21 protein-coding genes are annotated in these 17,789 nt (G+C 40.8%); 16 read left to right on the top strand and 5 right to left on the bottom strand.

Annotated elements, in window-relative coordinates:
• The first annotated feature begins 95 nt into the window (after window positions 1-95).
• Window positions 96-956, top strand: a complete 861-nt coding sequence (locus MKY18_RS05155; protein ID WP_044140706.1) for an SDR family oxidoreductase — start codon at window positions 96-98, stop codon at window positions 954-956.
• A gap of 63 nt (window positions 957-1,019) precedes the next feature.
• Here MKY18_RS05155 and MKY18_RS05160 read toward each other — a convergent pair whose 3' ends face one another.
• Window positions 1,020-1,250, bottom strand: a complete 231-nt coding sequence (locus MKY18_RS05160) for an IDEAL domain-containing protein (protein WP_003210924.1) — start codon at window positions 1,248-1,250, stop codon at window positions 1,020-1,022.
• Between the two features lie 289 nt (window positions 1,251-1,539).
• Between MKY18_RS05160 and MKY18_RS05165 the strand changes: the two genes are divergently transcribed.
• The 3 genes from MKY18_RS05165 to MKY18_RS05175 all read left to right on the top strand — a co-directional run bounded on the left by MKY18_RS05165 (window position 1,540) and on the right by MKY18_RS05175 (window position 4,170).
• Window positions 1,540-2,118: a competence protein ComK gene (locus MKY18_RS05165; protein ID WP_003212419.1), complete on the top strand. Its 579-nt coding sequence runs from the start codon at window positions 1,540-1,542 to the stop codon at window positions 2,116-2,118.
• Window positions 2,119-2,267: 149 nt separating this feature from the next.
• Window positions 2,268-3,374, top strand: coding sequence for a D-TA family PLP-dependent enzyme (locus tag MKY18_RS05170; RefSeq protein ID WP_342497759.1), 1,107 nt, complete (start codon window positions 2,268-2,270; stop codon window positions 3,372-3,374).
• Window positions 3,375-3,687: 313 nt separating this feature from the next.
• Complete coding sequence (locus MKY18_RS05175) at window positions 3,688-4,170, top strand: hypothetical protein (RefSeq protein ID WP_065098911.1); 483 nt, start codon at window positions 3,688-3,690, stop codon at window positions 4,168-4,170.
• A gap of 35 nt (window positions 4,171-4,205) precedes the next feature.
• Here MKY18_RS05175 and MKY18_RS05180 read toward each other — a convergent pair whose 3' ends face one another.
• Complete coding sequence (locus MKY18_RS05180) at window positions 4,206-5,645, bottom strand: PLP-dependent aminotransferase family protein (protein ID WP_185107596.1); 1,440 nt, start codon at window positions 5,643-5,645, stop codon at window positions 4,206-4,208.
• Window positions 5,646-5,789: 144 nt separating this feature from the next.
• Here MKY18_RS05180 and MKY18_RS05185 point away from each other — a divergent pair, with 144 nt between their 5' ends.
• The 7 genes from MKY18_RS05185 to MKY18_RS05215 all read left to right on the top strand — a co-directional run bounded on the left by MKY18_RS05185 (window position 5,790) and on the right by MKY18_RS05215 (window position 12,174).
• Window positions 5,790-6,959, top strand: coding sequence for an MFS transporter (locus MKY18_RS05185; RefSeq protein WP_065098910.1), 1,170 nt, complete (start codon window positions 5,790-5,792; stop codon window positions 6,957-6,959).
• A gap of 64 nt (window positions 6,960-7,023) precedes the next feature.
• Complete coding sequence (locus MKY18_RS05190) at window positions 7,024-7,299, top strand: barstar family protein (RefSeq protein WP_044140712.1); 276 nt, start codon at window positions 7,024-7,026, stop codon at window positions 7,297-7,299.
• 166 nt (window positions 7,300-7,465) lie between these two features.
• Window positions 7,466-8,416: an ABC transporter permease gene (locus tag MKY18_RS05195; protein WP_113768388.1), complete on the top strand. Its 951-nt coding sequence runs from the start codon at window positions 7,466-7,468 to the stop codon at window positions 8,414-8,416.
• Window positions 8,409-9,359: an iron chelate uptake ABC transporter family permease subunit gene (locus tag MKY18_RS05200; RefSeq protein ID WP_065098908.1), complete on the top strand. Its 951-nt coding sequence runs from the start codon at window positions 8,409-8,411 to the stop codon at window positions 9,357-9,359. Before MKY18_RS05195 ends, MKY18_RS05200 begins: the two co-directional genes overlap by 8 nt.
• Complete coding sequence (locus MKY18_RS05205; protein WP_044140715.1) at window positions 9,350-10,108, top strand: ATP-binding cassette domain-containing protein; 759 nt, start codon at window positions 9,350-9,352, stop codon at window positions 10,106-10,108. Before MKY18_RS05200 ends, MKY18_RS05205 begins: the two co-directional genes overlap by 10 nt.
• 22 nt (window positions 10,109-10,130) lie before the next feature.
• Window positions 10,131-11,075 (top strand): siderophore ABC transporter substrate-binding protein, encoded by a 945-nt coding sequence (locus tag MKY18_RS05210; RefSeq protein WP_044140716.1) that lies wholly within the window; start codon window positions 10,131-10,133, stop codon window positions 11,073-11,075.
• A gap of 142 nt (window positions 11,076-11,217) precedes the next feature.
• Window positions 11,218-12,174, top strand: a complete 957-nt coding sequence (locus tag MKY18_RS05215) for an LCP family protein (protein ID WP_113768389.1) — start codon at window positions 11,218-11,220, stop codon at window positions 12,172-12,174.
• A gap of 68 nt (window positions 12,175-12,242) precedes the next feature.
• On the opposite strand, the gene MKY18_RS05220 is transcribed toward MKY18_RS05215, so the two are convergent.
• Window positions 12,243-12,605: a hypothetical protein gene (locus MKY18_RS05220; protein ID WP_185107594.1), complete on the bottom strand. Its 363-nt coding sequence runs from the start codon at window positions 12,603-12,605 to the stop codon at window positions 12,243-12,245.
• Window positions 12,606-12,755: 150 nt separating this feature from the next.
• On the opposite strand from MKY18_RS05220, the gene MKY18_RS05225 reads away from it, so the two are divergent.
• Both MKY18_RS05225 and lepB read left to right on the top strand, forming a co-directional pair.
• Window positions 12,756-13,373, top strand: a complete 618-nt coding sequence (locus tag MKY18_RS05225) for a TVP38/TMEM64 family protein (RefSeq protein ID WP_080772985.1) — start codon at window positions 12,756-12,758, stop codon at window positions 13,371-13,373.
• Entirely contained in the window at window positions 13,373-13,885 is a 513-nt protein-coding gene (gene lepB / locus MKY18_RS05230) for a signal peptidase I (RefSeq protein WP_342497760.1), read from the top strand. Before MKY18_RS05225 ends, lepB begins: the two co-directional genes overlap by 1 nt.
• A 36-nt stretch (window positions 13,886-13,921) precedes the next feature.
• Here lepB and MKY18_RS05235 read toward each other — a convergent pair whose 3' ends face one another.
• Window positions 13,922-15,067: an AbrB family transcriptional regulator gene (locus MKY18_RS05235; RefSeq protein WP_044140720.1), complete on the bottom strand. Its 1,146-nt coding sequence runs from the start codon at window positions 15,065-15,067 to the stop codon at window positions 13,922-13,924.
• Window positions 15,068-15,333: 266 nt separating this feature from the next.
• On the opposite strand from MKY18_RS05235, the gene MKY18_RS05240 reads away from it, so the two are divergent.
• Genes MKY18_RS05240 through MKY18_RS05250 form a run of 3 tightly spaced genes read left to right on the top strand, consistent with a single transcriptional unit; the run spans window position 15,334 to window position 17,055 of the window.
• Window positions 15,334-15,756 (top strand): BlaI/MecI/CopY family transcriptional regulator, encoded by a 423-nt coding sequence (locus MKY18_RS05240; protein WP_003210872.1) that lies wholly within the window; start codon window positions 15,334-15,336, stop codon window positions 15,754-15,756.
• The gene (locus MKY18_RS05245; RefSeq protein ID WP_185107590.1) at window positions 15,749-16,588 is read left to right on the top strand and encodes a M56 family metallopeptidase; all 840 of its coding nucleotides are present in this window, start codon (window positions 15,749-15,751) and stop codon (window positions 16,586-16,588) included. Before MKY18_RS05240 ends, MKY18_RS05245 begins: the two co-directional genes overlap by 8 nt.
• Before the next feature lie 56 nt (window positions 16,589-16,644).
• On the top strand, window positions 16,645-17,055 hold the full coding sequence (locus MKY18_RS05250) for a DoxX family protein (RefSeq protein ID WP_065098902.1): 411 nt from the start codon (window positions 16,645-16,647) through the stop codon (window positions 17,053-17,055).
• A gap of 196 nt (window positions 17,056-17,251) precedes the next feature.
• On the opposite strand, the gene MKY18_RS05255 is transcribed toward MKY18_RS05250, so the two are convergent.
• Window positions 17,252-17,698, bottom strand: a complete 447-nt coding sequence (locus MKY18_RS05255; RefSeq protein ID WP_044139865.1) for a ferritin-like domain-containing protein — start codon at window positions 17,696-17,698, stop codon at window positions 17,252-17,254.
• Window positions 17,699-17,789 lie beyond the last annotated feature (91 nt).

A 17,789-nucleotide genomic window follows, 5' to 3' on the forward strand; every position in this document is an offset into this window, starting at 1 on the left:
GAAAATCATACATTTGAAAGGAAACTAGTTCGGCATACATAAAAAAATAGCCAACACATAAAAATAAACAAGATAAAAGGAAGGAGTGGTCAGACGTGTCAACAAAGCAGCCGAAGAAAACATTGCCGCCTCAGCATCAAAGTGAGCGTCCAGGTCTTGAATATAAAATGAATCCAAGGCCTGTTTTTGATCGAGAGATGCCGGATAAAAAGTTAGCAGGGAAAACAGCTATTGTGACAGGTGGAGACAGCGGGATCGGAAGAGCAGTCTCGGTCTTATTTGCGAAGGAAGGCGCCAATGTCGCCATTGTTTACTTGAGTGAACACCGCGATGCAGAGGAAACGAAGGACTATATTGAAAAGGCGGGAGGCCGCGCCATTTTAATTGCAGGTGATTTAGGAGATGAGTCGTTTTCAAACGAGGTCGTCAAAAAAACGAAGGATGCTTTCGGTTCCATTGATATTTTGGTGAACAATGCCGGGGAACAGCATCCGCAAAAAAGCATTGAACAGATTACCTCACATCAGCTTCTTCGAACATTTCAAACGAATATTTTTGCCATGTTTTACTTAACAAAAGCGGTACTTCCTCATTTAAAGAAAGGAAGCAGTATCATTAATACCGCATCTGTCACAGCCTATAAAGGTCATGAAACCTTGATCGACTATTCATCTACAAAAGGGGCAGTCGTGACATTTACGAGATCATTATCTTTATCGCTCATTAAGCAAGGGATTAGAGTGAATGGGGTAGCCCCAGGCCCCATTTGGACACCGCTCATTCCATCGACCTTTACGGAAAAGGAAGTCTCTGAATTTGGCGGAGATGTTCCAATGGAGCGTCCTGGTGAGCCAGTAGAGCTTGCACCGAGTTATTTATTTTTAGCGAGCGAAGACTCCTCTTATATAAATGGACAAATCCTGCATGTAAATGGCGGAACCATTTTAAATGGATAAACAAAAAACTTGCGGTAAAGAGACGAGTTGCTGCCCTCTTTGCCGCAAGTAAAATCATCATGATTAATGTAAGCAGTGTTCTGCATATTGAGCTGACAGGTCGTTGAATCGTTTTTCATCGCGCTGATCCAGTGCCTTATCAATCTCTTCTCTAAGGAAGGTTAAGCGCTGTTTATAAAGCGCCTCATCTAAAACCATTTGAATATAGATGTCTAAAATCGTCACGCCGTTTTCTTCGGTTTTTTGGGTGTTGCGGGACTTCATGAGCTCAGCATACGTTTTTTTCTCTTTCATAAAGAATCCCCCCGATGCCTTTTTTATAGTATATGGATTGGCGGAGAAAAAATCAACAAGAATTTATAATTTTTAGACAATTTATTTTTGAGCGAAATCGACACCTCTTGTCCGATCGACACAATGTGATATATCTTTAAAAAAGGCTTTTCGATAGATCGAATGGACTAAATAATACGATAAAAAAATGATTTTTAATAAATTTTGAAAAAATCCTGTCGTTTCTTATATGTTGGTGATAGATTAATAGTATCTAAAATAACCAAAAATTAACACAGGAGGAAATGAAGTGTCAGGAATTAGTGAAACACCTTTAGATTCATACGTCATTAATCAAACAACAATGGCGATCCTTCCGGTTGAAGAAGGAAAAAGAGTATATTCAAAAGTCATAGAAAGAGAGACAAGCTTTTACGTTGAATTAAAGCCCCTGCAAATTATTGAACGCAGCTGCCGATTCTTCGGCTCAAGCTATGCAGGCAGAAAAGCGGGAACATATGAAGTAACAGGAATTTCTCACAAGCCTCCCATTGTGATTGACTCATCCAATCATCTGTATTTCTTCCCAACCTATTCATCCAACCGTCCTCAGTGCGGTTGGATCTCCCACAAATACATTCATACCTTCCAGGAATCATCCCTCGGAGACACGGTGGTCATTTTTACAAATGAGCAAACCGTCAAACTCGATGTCTCATATAAGTCATTTGAGAGTCAGGTGCACAGAACAGCGTATCTCCGAACGAAATTTCAAGATCGCCTTGATGGTGGTCTTCCTAAAAAACAAGAATTTATGCTGTATCCAAAGGAACAACAGCTCAACCTTGTATATGATTTTATATTAAGGGAGCTTCGGAACAGATATTAACTAAAACCAGCGGCAGCACAGCCGCTGGACTCCTTATGAAGCGAGGGTTTAGCATATCAAAAACATTGATAATTATATAAAAAATTATATAATTTAATTGAAATGTATAGATTTTTATGTAATGTGCAGCAGTGAAAGGGGATATGATGATGAGTTATGATGAACTAGATACACCGGCGCTATTAATTGATAAACAGGTGATGATGGAGAATCTAGCTGCTATGCAGCAATATGCGGACCGTCAGCAAGTCAAACTGCGTCCTCATACGAAAACACATAAAACACCTAGTCTTGCAAAGGTGCAGGAGGAGATGGGCGCATCTGGCTTAACTGTAGCGAAAGTAGGGGAAGCGGAAGTGATGGCAGCGCATGGGCTAACAGATATCTTTATCGCCAATCAAATTGTAGGTGAGACAAAGCTGAAGCGAATTCGAAAGCTGGCAGAGTCGATACACATTTCATTTGGAATAGATTGTGTAGAGCATGTGTTTCAAATTGAAGATGTCTTTCGTGGAGCAGAGAAAAAAGCGGAGGTTTTAATTGAGATAGAGGTTGGAGAAGAGAGGTCTGGTGTCATTGAAGAGAATGATTTCCGTCAAATCTTGCAGGCGATAAAAACATGTGACTTCGTTCATTTAAAGGGGATTTTTTCTCATGATGGTCATACATACAAGGCGGAAAGTAAAGCGCATTGTCAAACATTATATGAAGACGCTGTGAATCGAACGCTTCGGTTTGCACAGATTGCAAAAGAATCAGGCATGCTGCTAGAGGTAGTGAGCATAGGATCAACACCGCCGTTCTTATTTCAATTTGATATTCCAAAGGGAGTGACCGAAATCAGACCAGGTACTTACATCTTCATGGATGCCTCTCAGTCCAATGTGATCGGCACTTTTTCACATTGCGCAGCAGCTGTCCTGACGACGGTGATTAGTAAGCCAACAAATACTCGTGTCATTACAGATGTTGGAGCCAAAGGGCTCACGGCTCAAACCCGTACAAAAGGGTTGACGAAAACAAAGGGACTAGGTAAGGTAAAAGACTTTGATGATGTATTTGTTTCCAGTGTATTTGATGAGCATGCCATCATTTATCACGAAGGCTTCCGTCAGACTGTCCAGATCGGTGAGAAGGTGCAAATCATTCCAAATCATATTTGTCCCGCTGTCAATCTCCATGAAAAAGCCTATCTCATCCAACATGGTGAAGTAGTCGAAGAGCTTGACATTGCTTGTAAAGGTAAACTTCAATAAATCAACAGGACAAGGCGACTTCGTTGGGGCATCATTATGATGACACGACAACATCCACCATGCACATGAATTTGTTGAAACCAAATCCATATATCCAGTCGTCTATAGAGTGTATCGGTAGACTGTACACTAAATGACAGGGAAATGTGGATCCTTAGACGTATTTTCAAGCAATTACTCATAAATCACAGAAGTGACACGAGCCGTCTGTTACAATAAAAGAAATCATTTCTTGCAAAGTGTTCGTATGTGGTAAAGGATCCTCCTATTTTGACCGATATGAACGAATGGGAATAAGAAATGGAGGCTCTGTATGAAAAAACAATCGCAATTGCTGCTGTTATTCACCTTGACAGTGACATTACTAGCAGCCTGTCAGCAAGCAGGTCAATCGCCTTCAAAACAAGACACAAAAGCAGCTGCGTATGAACAATGGGTTCAGCGTTATATGGATGAGTTAAATGAAGCTTATGAAAACATGACCGACCAATTTATTTCAGATGGACAGGGAAAGATCCAAGTAAATAAAAAATTGAAAAAGGCGACGAAAGCCTTTGATCGTGTGATTCAAAAGGGGCTTGCTCATCAAGAAGTTCCAGCCGCTTATCAAAAGGCAGATGAACAATTAAAGACAGGTCTTCATTCATTTGAAAAAGGAATTGGTCAGGTGGAGCAGCTATTAAAGCGCCCAGATCAAGAAAAGCTGTTTATTTCCGCTACTCATCATCTCCAAGATGGATTGCAGAGGGCAGCTGCATTTATTGAAGAAGTAGGCCGCATTCAGCAATCAACATAAAAAAGCTTGGAAGGCGGCGGACTTCCAAGCTTTTTTTACATATAAAGTATTTGCTTTAAGCGCTGCACACCATCTTGAATCATGTTTTCGTCCGTACAAGCAAAGCCTAGCAGTAATCCTTTTCGATTGCTCTCAAAACAATAAGGACTTAATGGATAAATGCCAATACCTGCTGCTTTTGCTGCCTCAATACTGCCTTTTTCGTCAAAGTCTGGCGCTCCTTCCAAAAAGACATGAAGACCGGTATCTGTTCCATAAATATGAAAGTGCTTGTCAAATTGTTGTGTCAAAAGGGCATCCATCATGGCAGCCTGTCTTTTTTTATATAGCTGTCTCATTCGCCTGACATAACGCGTAAATTCTCCTTCTCTGAAAAAAGAGGCGAGTGTGATCTGTTCCATAATGGGCAGCTGTCTTTGAATGAGTGATTGCAAGGAAGCGATTTCTTTTATGATCGCTTTGGAGCCGATAATGGCAGCAAGGCGGATGCCGGGTGCCAGTACTTTGGAGAAGCTTAAGATATAAATCACATGGCCTGATGCTTCTGAAAATAATGAAGGAAGCGGTCCGCCATGATAACGATAATCTCCATCAAAATCATCCTCTAGTATATAAGACTGATGGCTGACGGCAAATTTCAGCAGCTGCTGCCTTCTGTTGACGCTCATACATACACCGGTTGGACGCTGATGGGAGGGCGTCACCGCAATCAGCTTTGTTCGCCGTGGCAATGTATTCACCATCATTCCTTCTTCATCGACGGGCGCGGGATAAATGTTCATTTCACGATGCATAAAGGAAAGCCTTGCTCCAGGAAAGCCTGGATCTTCAACAGCTACTGTATCGCCTTTTTTAAGCAATACCTGTGAAATCAAATCAATGGCTTGCTGCGTGCCTCCTGTTAACACGATTTGATCCTCTTCTACATCGATACCGCGTTCTACAGATAAGTATTGGCGTATTTCTGAACGTACTTCCCATAAACCATGCGGGGAGGAATAGCCCCAATCTTTCATCTCTAATCGCTGTAAAGCTTTCATGAGCGAGCGTTTCCATATGTTTTGGAAATGTTCATCGATGGCTGGTTCCTGATGACGAAAATCAATATCAAGCTTTTCATGAAATTGATTGGCCGACAGCCAGTGGTTCATTTGTTTCTCCGCCTCTTGAAAGTGTGGTCTTATTGGAAGAGGAAAAGGAGGCTCACCTTGATGGGGAGCGGAGGCTGCATAGTGGTCACTCGAAATAACCTTCGTACCGCCTCTTCTAGATGTGCTGACATATCCTCTTGCCAGCAGTTCATCATAAGCAAGCTGTATAGTTGATCTTGATACATTGAGCTCCTGTGCTAATAGGCGTGTCGGTGTTAACTGATCATCAGGATTCAGTTTTTTGGAATGAATTTGTTGAATGATCCCAGTCACGATTTGCTGCCAGAGCGGGGTAGTACTTGAGCGGTCTAAATAAATATACATCGGGCACCTTCTCTCATTGTCACATATAACATGATGATGACACGGAAATATGGAGTGGTCAACAGCGTCATTTTTGGATATAGGAAGTAAGCCAAAAGGTGTGTACACTGTTCTCATATGCTTATGACTAGAGGAGAGAGTGAAATGATCCCTGCATCTAAAGAAGAAATCGCACCCCTATCCATCATTCCATTTATATTTGTTTTATTTGGTCTTTTTATGATTACAACCGCAGTGAACCTGCAGGTGCCCCTTTATACGTTGTATGCCGAACAAGCAGGGTACGGAAAAGCAGCTACAGCCCTTGTATTTGCTGCATATGTCTTCGGACTGATTCCAGTTTTGCTTTTTCTTGGCGGGATATCTGACCGGGCTGGACGCAAACCGGTTTTATTGGTCGCACTTAGTTTTTCGTTATGTGCTACCTTATTGATGATCGTACATCCTACCATTCAGATGCTCTTTTTGGCCCGGCTGCTGCAAGGGGTGGGGCTTGGCCTGAGTGTTGGTACATGCACCGCTTATTTGATTGCTTTATATCCAGAAAAATCAAGCTGGATTCCAACTTTTATTGCGTTATGCAGTTCGGTTGGCTTTGGGGGCGGTGCTCTTTTTACGGCACTTCTTTCTTTTAAGCATGTGTCGCTTGCGCCGCTTAGTTATTGGATTGTGCTTGGCTTTTTAATCCTAACGATCGTGGGTGTCTTCTTTTTCGTTCCACCTGTACAAGGAGATTCAGGTAAACGGATGATGAATATGCCAACATTTCCAAAAGGAACAATTCCAGCGAATGCAGCGATTGCTGTCGCGTGGTCGGTGTGCGGCCTCGTCATTTCGGTTTTGCCAGCACAGCTTAAATTGTATGGATATGAATTATGGGTAGGTCCGGCACTGTTTTTGATTAATATGGCAGGTGTCCTGATGCAGCCTTTTGTTCGCAAAATGAATAGCACAGCAGCGCTCCTTGCCGGATTTATCTGTCTTCCATGCGGATACGGTCTCTTGCTATTTGGAGCAAATAGTGGGTCCATCATTCTTGTGCTTGCCGGAACGATGATTGCGGGTACTGCCTGCTATGGATTTACTTATTTAGGTGGTCTTCAGCTTATTGTCGAGCGGGGAAAAAAGGAGGCAGCTAGAGCCGTTGCAGGTTTTTATTTGTTTGCCTATTTAGGTCTGGGACTTCCAAGTGTTTTTGTCGGGCTTTTCGCTGATCTGTACGGAACCCAGATGGTGTTAACCGTCTTTTTCTTGGTCGTTTTGGCAGCTTGTCTCACCCTTTTGATCTCAAGTGTCAGACAGAAACAAAAGTGAGGAGTCTTGCTTTCTCTTTTTCCTTCCATTCGTTTAAAATAAAGGCATGAGAGGGGAAGATGACATGAAAAAAGTGCAGCTGGACGGCGCATCGTGCAGGTCGCAAGAAGAGCTTCATGACCAACTAAAAACAGTTTTACACCTTCCTGACTATTACGGGAAAAATCTTGATGCCCTATGGGACTGTTTGACAGGAGAAGTAAATCTGCCAGTAGAGCTAACATGGGTGAATTTTGACACAAGCAAGGACGCTCTTGGCGAGTATGCAGAAAGCGTAAAGCAGTTATTTCAAGAAGCAGAAGAGGAATTGAAGGGACAATTTCAAGTGAGTATTCAATAATGGTGAAAAAGCAGCCGCTACCGCAGGCTGTTTTTTTATGAGTTTCCGTCTTTCTCATTCTGCTATTTGAATATTTTACTAGATGTGATAATATATGAATTGTCGTTTAATTGATAATGATAATCATTTTTAGTGGGAAGAGCTTGATAGAAAGTGAGAAACCAGTATGAAGTTGTATCAATTAAGTTTATTATTTGTATGTTTGGCATGTGTATCACTGTTTGTCGGTGTACAGGATCTGTCCATTTTACAGCTGTTTCATTTAACAGATGAACAAGTGCATACGTTAGTTTCAAGTCGCATCCCGCGTCTCATGAGTATTGTGCTTGCTGGCATGAGCCTTAGTTTATGCGGCTTTATTATGCAAAGCATGACGAGGAATAAATTTGTTTCACCAACCACTGCAGGAACGATGGATTGGGCGAAGCTTGGTATTTTAGCAGCAATGCTTGTTTTTACACATGCGAGCCCGCTCATGAAAATGGGAATCGCGTTTCTATTTACTTTAGCTGGGAATCTTCTTTTCTTAAAAATCCTGCGGCATATTAAGGTGAACGATACGATCTATGTACCTTTAGTCGGTTTAATGTTTGGCGGGATTGTCAGTTCAATATCTACGTTTATAGCCTATAAATATGATCTGATTCAAAACGTATCCGCATGGCTTCAAGGGGATTTTTCTCTTATTGTTCAGGGGCGTTATGAACTTCTCTATGTGAGTGTTCCACTATTGATCATCGCGTATTTATATGCTGACCGCTTTACAGTGGCGGGTATGGGTGAGAGCTTTGCCATCAACTTAGGTTTAACGTATAAACGTGTGATGGCGGTTGGTTTGGTGATTGTTTCGATGATTACATCTGTCACCATATTAACTGTCGGGATGCTACCATTCCTAGGCTTAATCATTCCGAATATTGTATCGATCTACCGCGGCGATCACTTGAAAAAGAGCCTTCCGCATACAGCCTTACTAGGAGCCATTTTTGTTCTGATTTGTGATGTGCTCGGAAGGGTAATCATTTATCCATATGAAATTTCAGTTGGGCTCATGGTAGGCATCATCGGAAGTGGGATCTTCCTGTACATGTTATTAAGGAGGAAACTCTATGCATAAGAAACGAACATTATGCCTGATTGCAGCCATTGCAGCCGTGCTGATCGTGATTTTCATTACCTTTCAAATGGGGTACTGGCCGTACACAGTGCCAAGTCGATTAAAGAAAGTGCTGGCGATGACATTGACTGGAGGCGCGATTGCCTTTTCATCTGTTGTCTTCCAAACCTTGACCAACAATCGAATCTTAACGCCGAGCATACTGGGTTTAGACGCACTATACTTGTTTTTGCAAACAGCGATTATTTATCTGTTTGGCTCGACCAATTTTATGATCGTCAATAAAAACCTGAATTTTTTCCTTTGCGTTGGGCTGATGATTCTATTTTCTGTGCTGTTATATACGGTGATGTTCAAACGCAAAAATAAACACATTTTCTTGCTTCTGCTTGTTGGTATTGTCTTTGGGACATTGTTCAAAAGCCTTTCTTCTTTTATGGAAATGCTGATTGATCCAAATGAATACCAGGTCGTACAAGATAAATCCTTTGCAAGCTTTAATCACATGAACACAGATATCTTACTCATTGCGTCTGTTTTATTTGCGGCGCTGTGCCTTTATATTTGGACATTCCGCTCCAAATTAGATGTCATGTCACTTGGGAAGGAGCATGCGGTGAATCTGGGAATTGGCTATGACAGCATCACAAAAAAGATGCTGATCGTGATAGCCGTTCTTGTGTCCATCGCAACAGCACTTGTCGGACCGATTACGTTCCTCGGCTTACTCGTCGTAAATGTCGCACGAGAGCTCTTTCGGACGTACCGGCATACATACTTGCTACTAGGCTCTTTTTTCATCAGTGTGATTGCCCTTGTAGGCGGGGAGTTTCTTGTAGAAAAGGTATTTACTTTTCAAACGCCGCTGAGTGTCCTGATTGATTTAGTAGGCGGGTTGTATTTTATTTACTTACTTTTAAAGGAGAGTCGCTCATGGTCGTGATGAAGGGAGTCAGTAAGACATATAACGGAAAAACAGTGCTTCACAAAACAACTGTCAGTGTGAAAAAAGGACAGCTGACCTCTCTCATTGGTCCCAATGGAGCGGGGAAAAGCACACTTTTATCAATCATGAGCCGCTTGATTCAGCCAGACTCAGGTGCAGCTTATTTAGAAGACAAGCCATATAGCGCGTACCCACCACAGGAACTAGCAAAAAAGATGAGCATTTTAAAGCAGGCCAATCACATGAGTGTGCGCCTGACCGTTCGAGAACTTGTCAGCTTTGGTCGTTTTCCTTACTCACAGGGCCATCTGACAAAAGAGGATGAGAAAATGATTGATGTGTCCCTCCAATACATGAGGCTTGCCGATATCCAGCATCAATATGTAGATGAACTGAGCGGAGGACAAAGGCAAAGAGCCTTTATTGCGATGGTGCTGGCTCAGGATACGGATTATATTTTCTTAGATGAGCCTTTAAACAACTTGGATATGAATCATTCTGTTGAGATGATGAAGCTATTTAAGCAGCTCGTCAACGATCTTGAGAAAACGATTGTTGTGGTTCTCCATGATATTAACTTTGCATCTGTGTATTCCGATCATATCGTCGCTTTAAAAGATGGTCAGGTGATCAAAGAAGGCGGAGTAGAAGAAGTGATTCAAGCAGATGCACTTGAACAAATTTATGACATGCGCATACCGATTGAAGTCATTCACGGTGAGCGTATTTGCTTATATTTTTCTTAAAAAAATGAAGAGGTGATCACGTATGAAAAAATGGATTTGGATGATGACTGTATTAACAGCGATTGTTGTACTCGCTGCCTGCGGGAACCAAGGAAAAACAGAAGGAACAAAAGAGGAAACCGTCACGGTAAAAGACATGCTGAATAAAGATGGCGTGAAGATCAAGAAAAACCCGAAAAAAGTTGTCGTGTTTGATATGGGAAGTCTTGATACGTTAGACAAGCTAGGTGTAAATGTGACAGCATTACCAAAACAAGTGGTCCCAAAATATCTATCCAAATATGAGGATGACAAATATGAGAATGTCGGCGGTTTAAAAGAGCCGAACTTCGAAAAAATTGCAGAGATTAAGCCCGATTTGATTATTATTCAGTCACGTCAATCAGATGCATTCGATGAATTTTCTGAAATTGCTCCTACGATTTTGATGGATGTAGATACTGCCAACTATATGGAATCATTTAAAAAGAATGCCACGACGTTAGGGGAAATTTTTGATAAGGAAGACGAAGTCAAAAAAGAACTAGCAGCTATTGATCAAAAAGTAGATGCATTAAAGAAACAGGCAAAAGAGTTGAAACAGAATGGTTTAGTGATCATGGCCAACGACAGTAAAATGACAGCCTTTGGTGCTAAGTCAAGATACGGACTCATTCATGATGTTTTTGGTATCACGCCGGCAGATCAAAAGCTTGAGCCATCTGACAAACACGGGCAAAGCATTTCGTATGAGTACATGGTCAAAACGAATCCGGATTACTTATTTGTCATTGATCGAGGCGCAGCGATCGGAGAAGAAACTTCTGCGAAACAGCTTGTTGAGAATGATTATGTGAAATCAGTCAAAGCGGTCAAAAACAACCATGTGGTGTATTTGAACTCTGACATGTGGTATTTATCTGGCGGCGGCCTTGAATCATTGACTGCCATGATTGATGAAGTAAAACAAGGAATTGACCAAAAATAATGGAAGAAAAGCTGCTCATACTGAGCGGCTTTTTTTTTATTGTGGATTCATAAAAATATGTTGCGTGCAGGAAACTTTCATTGAAATATGTTATAGTGGAACCTACATTGATAGACTAAGATAGAGTGAGGGTTCGGAAAGGATGAAGGAGAAAACAAGATCAAAAAGAAGGCTGAGACCTTGGGTGAAAGTCGTGCTGTTTATCATGGCATTTGTCATGGTGATGGCAATATCCGTGACAGGATATGCCTACTATAAAATTTCAAAAGCGTCGAATAAGGCGCAAGTGTCATTAGAAAGAGGAGACACCTCGCAAAAGCGTGTGAAAGCTTTTGATCCAGGAAAGGACAGCTTCTCGGTCCTGCTGCTTGGAATTGACAGCCGTCCAGGTGAAACGGTAGACGAAGCAAGAAGTGATGCGGTCTTACTGGCGGCTGTGAACCGAACAGAGAAAACCATCAAGCTCCTTAGTATTCCTCGTGATTCTTATGTAGATATTCCGGGAAGAGGATATGATAAAATCGCCCACGCCCATGCGTTTGGGAGTGCAGATTTGTCAGTCAAAACGGTCGAAAACCTGTTGAATATTCCGGTAGACTATGTGATTTCAGGGAACTTTAAGGCGTTTCAAGACATTGTAGATGAGTTAAATGGAATTGAAGTAACGATTGAAGATGAAGGTATCGCAAAACAAATGGAAAAGGATTCAAAAGGGAAAGTTCATGTGCAAACAGGAACACATACGTTAAATGGCGAAGAAGCATTAGCCTTTGTAAGAACGAGAAAGGCAGATAGTGACCTCATGCGCGGGAAGCGCCAAATGGAAGCACTTCAAGCCATCTTTGAAAAGTCTAAATCTATTTCTTCGATCCCATCCTATGACAACATCATTGATACACTTGGTGATAATGTTTCAACCAATCTGTCCATGAAGCAGTTTATCGGTCTTTTTCCATTATTGAGCTCATTGAAATCAGTGGATCCCATTCAGCTAAAGGGCCATGATTATCAGCCTGGGAATGTGTATTACTTTGAGTTAGATGGCGCTGGATTAGAAGAAGTGAGAACAGAGCTGAGAGAACAGCTTGAATTATCATAAATAAGTAGGAGCCTGCCGCTGTGGCAGGCTTTTTGCTTTGAATGGGGAAGCGCGACAATGAAGCAACTTCAATTCGCTTGATGAAGAAAATAACGAGTCAGTAGTTCCTCTACCCGGTGACGTATACGTGGATTAAAGTATTTATGTGTTTCTTCATAGCCATCCATGATAAATAGATACGTTGTAAATCCTTCATCGTGTTCAATTTGCTGTACCTTCATTTTTTCTTTACGTAAATGCTGCTTTAGTTCATAAAGTGCTTTCTGTGCTTCCTTTAAGGCGGAGGTCACAAGCTGAATGTATGGTTCATTTAGTTTGAATGTTTGATGTTGTTTTAAGTGAGTCAAATCACGATTGAGGATGGAGACGACCATTGGAAGAAAGATGGCCTGTTCCATCATCTGAAGCTGTATTCTTGATAGTCTCGTCATGTCCAAGCCTGCTTTCTTTCTTGATAGAACACATGTTCTTGTTTATTATACCGAATGAGTCAAATAATCTCAAGGGGGGGATTCATTTGTATATTTTTATGTTTTCCATGTAAAATGAAAAGTAGACAAATCTTGAAGGAGTCAAACAAGTTGACATCATTTCTTTCTCTATTTACTCACGAAAATATCACATCATTTTTTGAGAGCTACAAGGCCTTTGGACCGATTGTGGCCATATTGCTCCCTTTAATAGAAGCATTTCTTCCGTTTTTACCACTCGTTGCGTTTGCTGTAGCGAATGCAAATGCATTCGGTCTTTGGGAAGGATTTTTATTGACCTGGATTGGCGCAAGTGCAGGGTCTATTCTTGTCTTTTTACTGATCAGAAAATTTGGACAGATGAGAATGCTCAACTTTATCAGCAGGCATCCTTCCATTAAAAAATTGATGCTTTGGGTGGAGAAGCGGGGGTTTGGTCCATTATTTATTTTACTTTGCTTTCCTTTCACGCCCTCTGCTGCCGTCAATGTTGTAGCAGGTTTATCAAGAATTAGTTTTTGGCAATTCTCATTAGCTACTTTATCGGGCAAGTGTGTCATGCTCTTTATCATTAGTTTTATTGGTTATGATCTTTCTGCTTTAGTTAAGAATCCGTTAAGAAGTGTTTTTGCGGTTCTAGTTATTGCGTTATTATGGTATGTTGGAAAGAGAGTAGAAAATAGATTGAACATTCGAATGAGCAAACGTGAGGACAAAGGAGGCTCTTAATGAAAAAGAAGCCATTGCTATGGTTGATGATTATTACAGGCATCGTCTTATTGTTCCAAGTAAAGAATTTCATGTTTGTCACGTACAAAGTAGAAGGGGTTAGTATGGACCCAACTTTTACAGATGGAACAGAATTATTAATCAATAAGTTCTCGCCAAAACTCACGAAAATTAGCCGGTTTGATTATGTGTTATTTCACGGACCTAAAAATCAAATCTTGATCAAGCGGGTCATTGAACTCCCAGGAGAAACGATCAAGTATGAAGATGATCAGTTATTTGTCGATGGTGAAAAAAAGAAGGAACCTTATTTAAAAGAGCAGAAACAACATAAAATGGGGAACGTCCTGACAGGGGATTTTCAGCTGAAAGCCATCACAGGAGACGATAAAATCAAAAACAATCATTACTTTGTGGTCGGAGATAACCGAATACATAGCTTCGACAGCCGGCATTTTGGCACCATTTCAAAGGATCAAGTTGTCGGTGTCAAAAGGAATACCAGCGAATAAAAAAAGGCGCTCTGCACATGCAAAGCGTCTCTTTTTTTATTTTGCGGCTTTATAATCAGGCTGCCTTTTTGCCCATACATGGTGTAAGAACCGGAAAAACGGTGGCAGCATTGCAATAACGAGAATAATTCTGACGACTTGTACAGCCACAACAAAGGTAGAATCCTCGTGCAGTGTGACTGCAGTTGTTGCCATCTCTGCAATACCGCCAGGCGAAAAAGCAAGAATGGCTGTAATGACAGAGATACCTGTGATTTCAGCAATGGCAATAGAGCTGAGGACAGTCGCAGCAATTAGCCCAGCTGAGCTGACGACAGCCACAATGAGAGTGTTTTTTAGCCCGACAAACATCTCTTTATTCATTTTTGAACCAATGGTTGCACCTAGAAATACTTGAGACGCAATGTTCGCTTGTGCCGGCCAATAAGGAATCAAATCATAACCTATGAGTGCGCCCGCACCAACTTGAAGAGCTGCGACGCCTAGCATGCTGCCGATCAGCCAAGGAGCAGGGAAATGAAGACGAACTGCTAGGCGTGACATGAGCCAGGCACCTAAAATAAGCGCAGCGGTCCAAGAGATGTTTGAAAGGGTGAAAACACCCGAAGAAAAAGCGCTCCCTTGCGTAACTACAGCCGCATCCGCTTGGTTTTTTGTATTTAAATAAAACACTGTAAATGGGATAGTGAGTACAACCATTAATACACGTATCGTTTGCACAAGACTCACAACAGCTGTATTGGCTCCCACCTCTTGGGCAATCCCCGGCATAGCGGATAAACCGCCGGGGGCAGTTCCGACAAAGCTTGTCAGCATATCTGTTTTGCTCAGCTTCCATAAGACAAAGCCTGAGAGCATCGCCAGTAGAATAGAAAAGACGAGCATGAAACTCACAGGGAGCCAATTTTCAGCGAAAATGTGAAGGACCTTCATATTCATTTTCTGTCCGAGTTCGATTCCGAGAATGAATTGACCAAGGAGCAGCCATCTGCTGTGAATACGTAAGGTGCTGGTTCCTTTACGCTGAAACAGGGTGGGGCGGCGCATAGCAATAAAAGCTGCTGTAATTAATGTACCTACCATCCAGCCAATAGACATACCTGTTAAAGACAAAAGAAATCCACCTAAACCGCTTATCGCAATGAGAATGAGATCGGTTCGAAGGCTGTTTCCTTGTTTCATCACATGTAAACCTTCTTCCTATATGTTTGTTCAGTAAGTGAAATGTTGTTAACTTCACTATAATACAAAAGTCTCTATAAATAAAATACGAATTTTTTCACTATTTTCATAAGATTATCTTATCGCTAAATGGTTAGTATATTTTTATAAAGAAAGATATAATTTTTACCAAAAACAAAGTCAATATACAACGATTTTCCCCTATTTATGTTATCAGTTGACTATCATTTTCAATTACACTACAATGCTTAGTGTGAGGTGATAACATGAAAATTCCTTCTTTTAAATATAATGAAAAGGGATTGAATCGTTTTTTTGGTCCTTTAGAGGGAAGAATTATGGAGATCCTTTATGAAGGTGAGGATATGCCGATTAAAGAGGTGCAGCAAAAGCTGTCAGATGAGAAGCCGATTAATTTCAACACCGTGATGACTGTGCTGAACCGCTTAACCGAAAAAGGAATTGTGGAGAAAAAAACAAAAGGGCGTTCATCTATTTATAATCCTATTTTAACAAAAGAAGAATTTCTAAATGAGCAAACAAAATGGATTACACAAGGATTGATGGACGATTTCGGTCCACTGGCAGTGAATCATATGGTGGATGCGATTGAAAGTGCTGATCCTGAATTACTCAAAGTACTAGAAGCACGGCTAGCGTCTAAAAAAGAGGAGCAGCAAAATGAATAAAATGAAGTCGAGTCTGCTGTTTTCAGGCGGTATATTGATTGGTTTAGCCATTTTTTATCAAATGGGGTATTACGTGCTTTCAAGCTTTTTTGGCTGGAATCAAGCATATAACCTGATCCATGTATGCCAGTCTGTGCTCGAATTCTATGGATTCACTCCTTTAAAATACTTTCTGGATGCCTTAGTCTTTTACACATTGGGTTTTGCGATTTTTTATATGACGAAACAAATCAAAAAGTACATTCAATTCAAGCAAAATCTGATGCTTGCAGTCGATCACCAGTCGACCGAATCTTTATCTGAGAAATATGCCAATGACATCATCGTGTTTCATTGGCATGAACCGCTTGCTTTTGCAATGGGGATGCTTCACCCAAAGGTTTATTTATCAACAGCTCTCATGGACATGCTAGATGAAGAAGAGATTGACGCTGTTGTTCATCACGAATTGCATCACAAATACAGCTATGATCCTTTAAAGGCTTTCATGTTCTCAATGCTCACAAAAGTCATTTGGTACATTCCAGTGTTAAAGCATATGAGACAAAGCTACTCTGTTTTTCGTGAAGTGATTGCAGATGACTATGCCATTCAGCAGACAGGTACTGAGCTTGGAGTAGGGCAGGCCCTTTTGAAGCTGATTAAAAAGAGAACCCAGTTTCAAAAACAAACAAAGTTTGCGGTGTCCTTTGGGGATCGGGCATTGAATTTAAGAATACAAAAAATTTTAAATCCAACTTACAATATTCCTTTTAATGTACCAATGATTCCAATCGTCACTTCAGCGATTCTGATGGTGGTCTTAATGATTATGCTCAACCTTAATTACTAATTTTTTTACTTATTAACATTACATTATGTAGTGTAAAAACAGGAGGAAATCACTATATGAAAACAAATCAAGAAATAGGAACACTTTTTGTACGCGTTATTTTAGGTATTATTTTCTTTTTACATGGGCTTCAGGCATATCAAGAAGGGCTGGGAGGCACAGCAGCATTCTTCGGACAAATCGGTGTACCTGAATTCATGGCCTACATTGTCAAGACAATTGAGCTAGTCGGTGGTATCGCCTTGATTTTAGGTCTAGGAACACGTATTTTCGCAGCATTATTCGTACCAATTATGGCAGTAGCGATTATCACTGTTGGTTTTTCTAAAGGATTTGTTGGTGGTTATGAATTTGAACTTTCGCTTTTCGTCATGGCGCTTTATTTAACTCTTAGTGGCAGTAAGCTGTTATCAATTGATGGGATTCTCAAGCATCAGCAGCAAAGCAATGAAGCAAAATTTCATTAAAAGATGATAAAAAACTCCTTCTGCTCTTTGTGGCAGAGGAGTTTTTTTAATGGTCGAATTCTCATTTTCTCGTTTGAAAATAAGGAAGGGATGTGAGGCTTTGCTATATTTAGCGCTTTCTTTGACAGATTGAATGAACGAAATATCGATTTCATTTTTTGACGGAACATACGATCTCCTATTAAAATAGGACTATCTATGATGCATGGTGCGTTAAAAGATATAAAAACCATACAGCGTGCTGCTGCTCATCTTGAGCGATACGTTTCATTAGCTCTTTTGTTCCTTGATCCCGGACATAGTCTGATACGCTTAAGTAAAAATCGACCGTTTTTTGTTCATCTTTAAAGGCAAACATAAGTCCTTCTCTGAATTGGTCTGGACAAGGTTCTGTTACGCTTGGTTTGTGGTTTTTACCTGTTAAAGAATAATATAGCTTTGAAAATAGTTGATAGTGTCTGACTTCATCCTGGCGTATTTCTTGAATGATCTTCTTTGCTTCAGGATTTTTTGCCTTTTGGGCAAGTTTTTCGTAGCATTGGATCGCAGAATACTCACCATTGATCGCTTTCTCAAGGTCTGAAATGATTCTTGTGTTTTGGCGCATGTCATAAGGCGAGTAGTCATAGTAACCGTAATACATGATATTGCCAGCCTCCTTTTAGTTCATGATGGTTTATGATATGAAAAGAGTGAGGAAAGGTGCCTATGTTTTTTTCAGAAAGGAGAATGGG

It is taken from the genome of Bacillus sp. FSL R7-0672 (assembly GCF_038601465.1).
Lineage (GTDB): Bacteria > Bacillota > Bacilli > Bacillales > Bacillaceae > Bacillus > Bacillus pumilus.

Coding starts and splice junctions, on each gene's coding strand:
- MKY18_RS05160 (WP_003210924.1), bottom strand. CDS start 1,250: ATGAAAGAGAAAAAAACGTATGCTGAGCTCATGAAGTCCCGCAACACC.
- MKY18_RS05170 (WP_342497759.1), top strand. CDS start 2,268: ATGAGTTATGATGAACTAGATACACCGGCGCTATTAATTGATAAACAG.
- MKY18_RS05175 (WP_065098911.1), top strand. CDS start 3,688: ATGAAAAAACAATCGCAATTGCTGCTGTTATTCACCTTGACAGTGACA.
- MKY18_RS05180 (WP_185107596.1), bottom strand. CDS start 5,645: ATGTATATTTATTTAGACCGCTCAAGTACTACCCCGCTCTGGCAGCAA.
- MKY18_RS05185 (WP_065098910.1), top strand. CDS start 5,790: ATGATCCCTGCATCTAAAGAAGAAATCGCACCCCTATCCATCATTCCA.
- MKY18_RS05190 (WP_044140712.1), top strand. CDS start 7,024: ATGAAAAAAGTGCAGCTGGACGGCGCATCGTGCAGGTCGCAAGAAGAG.
- MKY18_RS05195 (WP_113768388.1), top strand. CDS start 7,466: ATGAAGTTGTATCAATTAAGTTTATTATTTGTATGTTTGGCATGTGTA.
- MKY18_RS05200 (WP_065098908.1), top strand. CDS start 8,409: ATGCATAAGAAACGAACATTATGCCTGATTGCAGCCATTGCAGCCGTG.
- MKY18_RS05205 (WP_044140715.1), top strand. CDS start 9,350: ATGGTCGTGATGAAGGGAGTCAGTAAGACATATAACGGAAAAACAGTG.
- MKY18_RS05210 (WP_044140716.1), top strand. CDS start 10,131: ATGAAAAAATGGATTTGGATGATGACTGTATTAACAGCGATTGTTGTA.
- MKY18_RS05215 (WP_113768389.1), top strand. CDS start 11,218: ATGAAGGAGAAAACAAGATCAAAAAGAAGGCTGAGACCTTGGGTGAAA.
- MKY18_RS05220 (WP_185107594.1), bottom strand. CDS start 12,605: ATGACGAGACTATCAAGAATACAGCTTCAGATGATGGAACAGGCCATC.
- lepB (WP_342497760.1), top strand. CDS start 13,373: ATGAAAAAGAAGCCATTGCTATGGTTGATGATTATTACAGGCATCGTC.
- MKY18_RS05235 (WP_044140720.1), bottom strand. CDS start 15,067: ATGAAACAAGGAAACAGCCTTCGAACCGATCTCATTCTCATTGCGATA.
- MKY18_RS05240 (WP_003210872.1), top strand. CDS start 15,334: ATGAAAATTCCTTCTTTTAAATATAATGAAAAGGGATTGAATCGTTTT.
- MKY18_RS05245 (WP_185107590.1), top strand. CDS start 15,749: ATGAATAAAATGAAGTCGAGTCTGCTGTTTTCAGGCGGTATATTGATT.
- MKY18_RS05250 (WP_065098902.1), top strand. CDS start 16,645: ATGAAAACAAATCAAGAAATAGGAACACTTTTTGTACGCGTTATTTTA.
- MKY18_RS05255 (WP_044139865.1), bottom strand. CDS start 17,698: ATGTATTACGGTTACTATGACTACTCGCCTTATGACATGCGCCAAAAC.